A 7,003-nucleotide genomic window follows, 5' to 3' on the forward strand; every position below is an offset into this window, starting at 1 on the left:
GTCACGCGGCGCGCCGGGGGCTGCCTGCTGCTCCGACGGGTCGAAGACGTCGCCGCGCCGTTGCGGCTGCTGCTGTTGCTGCTGCTGAGGCGGCCGCGGCTGCTGGGCCGGACGGGCGCCGCCGCGCGCATTCTCCAGCTCGTTGAGGCGGAACTCGATGTCCGCCTGCATGCGCCGCTGCTGGTCCTCCATCTGGCGGACACGGAACTGCGACTGCTCGAGCTGGCCGTTGAGGGAGCGGATCTGCGCCTCCAGCCGCTGGATCCGGTCGATCAGGTCGGCGGTGCCCTGCGCCTGTGCCGGCAGCGCCAGCATCAGCACGACGGCCGCCGCTCCCGCGCCTGCCCCCAGGCGGAACCAGGCTTTCGCCATCCGTCCGATCATCATCGCAGTCCCTCAGCCCTTCGCCTCGTGGCAATTCATGCCCGCAATTGGGCGACAATTCGGCCCATTTCAAGCAAAAACGGCGCCCGGTTGCCCCGTGCGCCGTTTTCACATGCGGTATCGCCGCAGATCAGGAGCCGGCGCCGCCGGACAGCACCGTCACCGAGCGGCGGTTCTGCGACCAGCAGGAGATGTCGTTGCAGACCGCCACCGGCCGCTCCTTGCCATAGGAGATGGTGCGGATGCGGGCCGAGGAGATGCCGCGGGCCGAGAGATAGTCGCGCACCGTCTGGGCACGGCGGGCGCCCAGAGCAATGTTGTACTCGCGGGTGCCGCGCTCGTCGGCGTGGCCCTCGACTGTGAAGGAATAGCGGCTGTACTGGTTCAGCCAGACCGACTGCTTGTCGAGGGTGGAACGGGCCTGGGGCGTCAGCTCGGAGGAATCGGTCTCGAAGAAGACGCGATCGCCGACGTTGACGATGAAGTCCTGGGCGCTGCCCGGGGTGGCCGAACCGGCGCCGCCGGCACCGGCCTGGGTGGTGGGGTTCTGGGCGCAGGCGCCGAGCGCGAGGCCGAACGCCATGATGGCTGCAAACTTCAGATTGCGGCCGAGAGCCATGGTCAGCATGATGGTCTCCTTGACCTGAAACGTGAGCGATCCTGTATCAGGAATTCGGTTAAGCGAACCTTCCGGGATCGGGTGTCCCTGAGGCGGTTGCGGTCACCAAGACCTGTCGGATGCGCCGCGTCCAGGTTGTTATGATCCTGAAACGACCGTGTTTTTGGCGATTGGTCGGGGGGTGAGGCGTTAAATCCTCGCCGCCCGGCCAATCGCCCGGATGGTCAACCGTCCGTTAACGGAAGGCCCTCCGGCGACGCCGACGCCTGACATGGCGACGGCACGCCTCCCGCTTCACGGCGGAGCGTGACCAGACTGTGGCAGGCGGGTGGCGCTGGCGAGAAGCCTTCCCGGTAACGGCATCCGGTGGCGCGCTGTGGCGCGAATGCAACAGCGGGGGCGCCTGCAGCTCAGCGGCCCCAGCGCGTCGACCAGATCGCCGCCATGGTCGCGAGGCCGTAGACCACCATGGCGAAGCCGACGAGCGCGAACATGGTCCAGGCCGGCTGGCCGGTGGAGGCCAGCCACCAGCCGCCGACGGCGATGACGGCGAGGCGCGCCGTGCCGGCCAGGACCGGGCCGAAGACGCGCCCCGCACCCTGCGCGGCGAAATAGAGGCAGAGACCGAGCCCGTAGAAACCGAAGGCAGGGCCGGCCCAGACGAGATAGGAGCGCGCCGCTTCGATGACGGCGGGGTCGGCCGAGAACAGCCGCGCCCAGGCCTCCGGCATGAGCCAGCCGGCGAAGCCCACCGTCCCGGTCACCGCGAAGGCCATGAACCCGCCGGTCCAGGCGGCGCGGCGGGCGCGCGGCGCGTTGCCGGCACCGATCGCCATGCCGACCATGGGCACCAGCGACACGCCGATGGCGAAGGTGACCGGGATGAGGAGGAACTCCAGCCGGGACCCGATGCCGTAGCCGGCGAGCGCCGCGTCGCCGAACTGCGCCACCAGGCGGGTGAGGATCAGCACGGTGAGAACCGACTGGAAGGACGACAGCATGGCCACCGTCCCGACCTTCAGGATGTCGGCGGCATGGTCGAGGCGCAGGGGCACGCCCGACAGCGGCAGCACGAACCGTCCCCTGCCCGAGCGCAGGTAGCGCAACAGCCAGAGGGCACCGAGGCCGTAGGCGACCGCCTGGCCGAGGCCGACCCCCGCCATGCCCAGCCGCGGCAGCGGACCGAGGCCGAGTCCGAGCCCGCCGCCGATGACGATCTGGATGGCGGCGACCCCCAGCAGCGTCGACGACGGCACGGCCATGTTGCCCATGCCGCGCACCACCGAAGCGAGCAGGTTGCAGAGCCAGATGGCGAGCGCGCCGGCGAAGACGACGTTGGAATAGACGAGCGCCTGCTCCAGTGCCGCGCCGTTGCCGCCGAGAAGACGGTAGAGTGCCGGGCCGATCCCGAGGAACAGCGCGGTCATGCCGAGGCCGCCGGCGAAGGCGATGAGCACCGTGTGGTAGGCGAGCGAGCGGGCGCGCGCGACGTCCCCTGCCCCCAGCGCCCGGCTGACGGCGGAAGAGACGCCCCCGCCCATGGCGCCCGCTGACATCATCTGCTGCAGCATCACCATGGGAAAGACGAGGGCCATGCCGGCCAGCGCCGCGGTGCCGAGAAGGCCGACATAGGCCGTCTCGGCGATGGCCACCGCGGCGGTCGCCACCATCGCCATCATGTTCGGCGTCGACAGCCTGAGGATCGTCGCGACGATGGGAGCCGAGACGATGGGATTGCCGGCCGGAACGGGGGTGGCGGTCATGATGCCGGCCTTGCTGTCGGGGGAACGGGGCCGCGCCGCGTCATGGCGGCGACAGGCGGGCGAGCGTGTCGTCGAGCCGCGCGACGAGGGCGATGCTTGCCTCCTCGCCGAGGGCGAGGCGCACCTCGTCCTGCGCCGCCGCCCAGCCGGGACGGGCCTGCCGGAGCGCCGCGACGCCTGCATCCGTCAGCGCCAGCCGCCGCGTCCGGCGGTCCTGGCTGTCGGCGGCGAGAACGACGAGGCCGCGCTGCTGCAACGGCCTGAGGCTTCGGGTCAGCGTCGTCGGATCCATCACCATGCGCGCCGCCATCTCGCCGATGGAGGGCGAGCCCACGGAGCGGATCTGGCTGAGGATGCCGAACTGGCTGATCGTCAGCCCGACGGGCGCCAGATGCCGGTCGTAGATCTGCGACACGCGGCGCGCCGTGCGGCGGACGCGGGCGCAGATGCAGGGCAGAGCCAGCTGCGGGGCGGCATGATCCATGGATCGAGATTAGCTGCATATGCAGGCATGTCGAGACGCGGGCCTACGCGCGGCTTGCATGGCTGTTCCCCGCCCGCCTAGGGTGGGTGCCGCACAGACCGGAGCGCCCGCCATGAGGTTCGTCTCCCGCATCTCCGCCGTTCTCGCGATCCTGATGCTGGCCGGACCGCTGCGCGCCGCCGATCCGCGCACCTGCGCCCTCACACCCGACGTCGTCGCGACCGCCGACCTCCTGCTCGTCGACCCGCGCAACGAGCGACGGTTCTGGCGCGACCGGTTCAGCGCCGACGCCGCCTACCTGCTGATCCGCTACGGCGAACTGCCCGAGCCCGCCGCGCGCGCCCTGGTCGACAGGCTCGCGGCGCGGACGAAGCCGCCCCAGCGCATCGAGGAACTCCGACTCGCCATGCTGCCGCCGGCCGAACGGAAGCCCGCCTATCTGGCGGCCCGCACGACGCCCGTTCCCGGCCCTGGCAATCTCTCGGTGCTGCGCGCCTTCATCCTCGATGGGGAGGCCGATTGGCTCTTTGCCGACGTCGCCAGGGCGGTCGCGGGGGGTGCGCCGCCCCAGCCCGTGATGGCGCTGCAGGTCGCACTCGCCCGCGCCCTGGCCGATCTCGACCGCGACGCGAGCGCAGCGGTTGCCGCCAAGGCCGAGGCGCACGGCCTCTGGACCCTCGCCCGCGACCTCGCCGCCATGCGCGGCGACATGGAGGCCTGGCTCGCGACTGTCAGGCGCTCGCCGCAGCCGCCCGCGGACACCCGGGCACTCGCCAGCCTCTTCGCCCCCGTCTGGCGCGGCAGCCTCATGCCGGGCATCACGCGGCCCGCCCGCGACACCCTGCCCGCAGACCTCGCCGCCGCCGTCGACCTCCTCGACGCCAACCGGCCGGCCGGCGCCGAGGGCTTCGACATGGTGCTCGACCTCCTCGGTGTTGCGCCAGCCGCATCGATCCTCGCCACCGCCGTGAACCAGACCGGAGAGGTGCGTCTCGTGAAGGAGGTCGTTGCCCCCTTGCTGAAGGGCATCCGCGACCGTCGGATCGACCCTGCCACCGACGGCGACGCCATCCGCGCGCTGATCCTCGCCGGCACCATCCACGTCCTGGGTCCGGAGCGCGCCCGAACGCTGCTCGCCTCGTTCCCCGGCCCGGGCAACAGCTGGCCGGCGGCGAACGCCCTCGTCACGCTGGAGAGATCGCTCACGCGCAGGACCCTTGCCGCGTATGTCAGGGGCGAGGCACCCGCGCCTGGTCGCCCGCCCCTGCTCTCGGCGGATTTCGACTGGTCAGGCTGGATGAACGCCGCGAGTGCCATACGCCGGCGGGAACCGGCCCCGGACAGCTACCGCATCGTCGAGGCGGAGGTGCTCTTCGCCGCCGGGCGGCATGCCGAGGCCCTCGGCGTTCTCCGGGCGCTGGGGCCGACGGACGAGGTGCGCCAGCAGGCCTACACAATGCTCGTGACGCTCGACCAGCGCTGCGGCGGCGCCCTGTGGCCGCAGGCGCCCGTCTTCGAGCCGCTCTACCGCTTTCCGCCCCGGCGGCCCTGACGCCTCAGCGCAGCGTCGGGCTCCAGGCCGGGTCCGAGGCGAAGCTCGGCGTCGGCACGACGTTTTCGGCGCGGGCGAAGATGTCGGCCTGGAACAGCTTCGGGCCAGCCCCCTGCTCGCGGAAGAACATGACGAAGAGCCCGTTGGGCGAGAAGGTCGGGCCCTCGTTGTGGAAGCCCGAGGTGATGATGCGCTCGCCCGAGCCGTCCGGCTTGATGACGCCGATGGCGAACTGGCCGCCGCCCTGGCGGGTGAAGGCGATGAAGTCGCCGCGCGGCGACCAGACCGGCGTCGAATAGCGGCCCTGGCCGAAGGAGATCCGGTTGGCGGCGCCGCCGCCTGCGCTCATGACGTAGAGCTGCTGGCCGCCGCCGCGGTCGCTCTCGAAGACGATCTGGCTGCCGTCCGGCGAATAGGAGGGCGAGGTGTCGATGGCCGAACCGTCGGTCAGGCGCACGGCCGCGCGCGAGCGCAGGTCGAGCGAGTAGAGCGAGGAGCCCGAGCCCTGCTGCAGCGACAGGGCGATGCGCTGCCCGTCGGGCGAGAAGCGCGGCGAGAAGGTCATGCCGGGGAAATTGCCGACCTGCTCGCGCTGGCCGGTCTCGATGTTGAGAAGATAGACCCGCGGCTCGCCGCCGGCATAGGCCATGTAGGTGATGTCCTGGCTCGACGGCGAGAAGCGCGGCGTCAGCACAAGGTCGCCGCCGCGGGTCAGGTAGCGCACGTTGGCGCCGTCCTGGTCCATGATGGCGAGGCGCTTCTGGCGTCGGTCCTTCGGTCCGGTCTCGTCGACGAAGACGATGCGGGTGTCGAAATGGCCCTTCTCGCCGGTGACGCGCTCGAAGATCTGGTCGGAGACGAGATGGGCGATGCGGCGCCAGTTCTGCTCCTGGGTGGCGAACTGCTGGCCGTGGAGCTGGCCGCCCTGGGCGACGTCCCACAGGCGGAATTCGACGCGCGAGCGCCCGTCGGCACCGCGGCCGGCGCGGCCCGTGACGATTGCCGCCGCCCCGAGCTGGCGGAACTGGGCGAAGTTCGGCGGCTGGTCCGGGTCGAGCGTCGCGTTGCCGTAGGCCTGCTTCTCGATGATGCGGAAGAAGCCGGAGCGACGGAGATTGTTCTCGATGACGCCGGAGATGTTGCGGCCCATGTCGCCCTCGCCGCCGAGGTTCGGCACGACGATGGGGAAGGGCTGCACCTGTCCGCGGCGGATGTCGATGACGGGTGGCGCGCCCTGCGCAAGCGACCAGGGCGAGAACAGGCTCGTGCCGGCAATGGCGGTGCCGGCGGAGAGGATGGTGCGGCGGTTCAGAAGCAGGGTCATGATCAGGTCTCTTGAGGCCTTCAGATGGCGCTGGCATGGCGGTTCGTCGAGAGCGTGACGACAAACCGGCACGAGGCGTCCGTCAGCGCATCATTTCCTTGGGATCGAAGTTGAGGACGACTTCGCGCCACGTGTCGTAGCGCTCGCGCGGCAGGCGCACGCCGCCCTCGGCCGAGCAGCGCATCACCGCGCGCACGGCAGAATTGGCCAGCACCTGGAAATTGGAATCGCTGCGGGGATTCTGCACCTCGGGCCGCGCGGTCACGGTCCCGTCGGGGTTGAAGGAGACGCGCAGGCGTACCGCCGGGCTGTTGCCCTCGCGCGCCGCGATCGGAATCTCCCAGCACCGTTCGGCCCAGGCGCGGATGGCGTCGATCTCGCGCCCGGTGATGCGGGCGGCCGAGCCCGTCGCGGTGCCGAGCGATGCGGTCCGCGACGGCGCCGTCGCGCCTGTCGCCTCGGTCCGCGAGGCGGCGCGGCGGTCGTTCTCCTGCGAGCGGCTGGTCGCGAGCCGTGCGGCGATGGAATTGGCGTCGAACTGGCGGGCATTGGCCTGTTCCTGCCGCTGCCGCTCCGCCCGTTCGCGGGCCTCGCGCTGCTGGCGCTCACGGGCCTCGCGGGCGACGCGCTCGCGCTCCAGCCTCTCGCGGGCCTCGCGCTGCTGGCGTTCCTGGCGTTCACGGGCCTCGCGCTGCTCGCGCTCGCGCTGTTCCTGCTCGCGGCGGGCCTGCTCCTGACGCTGCTGTTCCTGGCGCTGCTGTTCGCGGCGCGCCTGTTCCTGGCGCTGCTGTTCCTGCCGGCGCTCTTCCTCACGCTTCTGGCGGGCCTGGAGCTCGGCCTCCTTGGCGGCGAGGTCCTCCTGCTGCTGCTCGGCGGC

6 protein-coding genes and 1 pseudogene are annotated in these 7,003 nt (G+C 71.3%); 1 reads left to right on the top strand and 6 read right to left on the bottom strand.

All coding sequences use genetic code 11. The features are described 5' to 3' along the window. The 4 genes from ACT6XY_RS21800 to ACT6XY_RS21815 all read right to left on the bottom strand — a co-directional run. The coding region (locus ACT6XY_RS21800) for a YbgF trimerization domain-containing protein (RefSeq protein ID WP_444750408.1) at window positions 1-372 on the bottom strand (372 nt) is incomplete at its 3' end. 142 nt (window positions 373-514) lie between these two features. After that, window positions 515-1,012, bottom strand: coding sequence for a peptidoglycan-associated lipoprotein Pal (gene pal / locus ACT6XY_RS21805; RefSeq protein WP_444750409.1), 498 nt, complete (start codon window positions 1,010-1,012; stop codon window positions 515-517). A gap of 401 nt (window positions 1,013-1,413) precedes the next feature. Next, the gene (locus ACT6XY_RS21810) at window positions 1,414-2,766 is read right to left on the bottom strand and encodes an MATE family efflux transporter (RefSeq protein WP_444750410.1); all 1,353 of its coding nucleotides are present in this window, start codon (window positions 2,764-2,766) and stop codon (window positions 1,414-1,416) included. A gap of 40 nt (window positions 2,767-2,806) precedes the next feature. Continuing rightward, a complete protein-coding gene (locus tag ACT6XY_RS21815; RefSeq protein WP_444750411.1) occupies window positions 2,807-3,250 on the bottom strand; it encodes a MarR family winged helix-turn-helix transcriptional regulator in 444 nt (147 codons plus the stop codon). Between the two features lie 112 nt (window positions 3,251-3,362). On the opposite strand from ACT6XY_RS21815, the gene ACT6XY_RS21820 reads away from it, so the two are divergent. Then, window positions 3,363-4,802: a hypothetical protein gene (locus tag ACT6XY_RS21820; RefSeq protein ID WP_444750412.1), complete on the top strand. Its 1,440-nt coding sequence runs from the start codon at window positions 3,363-3,365 to the stop codon at window positions 4,800-4,802. Window positions 4,803-4,806: 4 nt separating this feature from the next. Here the strand turns inward: ACT6XY_RS21820 and tolB are convergent, their stop codons facing one another. Then, window positions 4,807-6,126, bottom strand: coding sequence for a Tol-Pal system beta propeller repeat protein TolB (tolB, locus tag ACT6XY_RS21825; RefSeq protein ID WP_444750413.1), 1,320 nt, complete (start codon window positions 6,124-6,126; stop codon window positions 4,807-4,809). Window positions 6,127-6,208: 82 nt separating this feature from the next. Then, a pseudogene (locus ACT6XY_RS21830) lies at window positions 6,209-7,003 on the bottom strand (hypothetical protein); the annotation flags it as partial.

It is taken from the genome of Phreatobacter sp. (assembly GCF_052440005.1).
GTDB lineage: Bacteria > Pseudomonadota > Alphaproteobacteria > Rhizobiales > Phreatobacteraceae > Phreatobacter.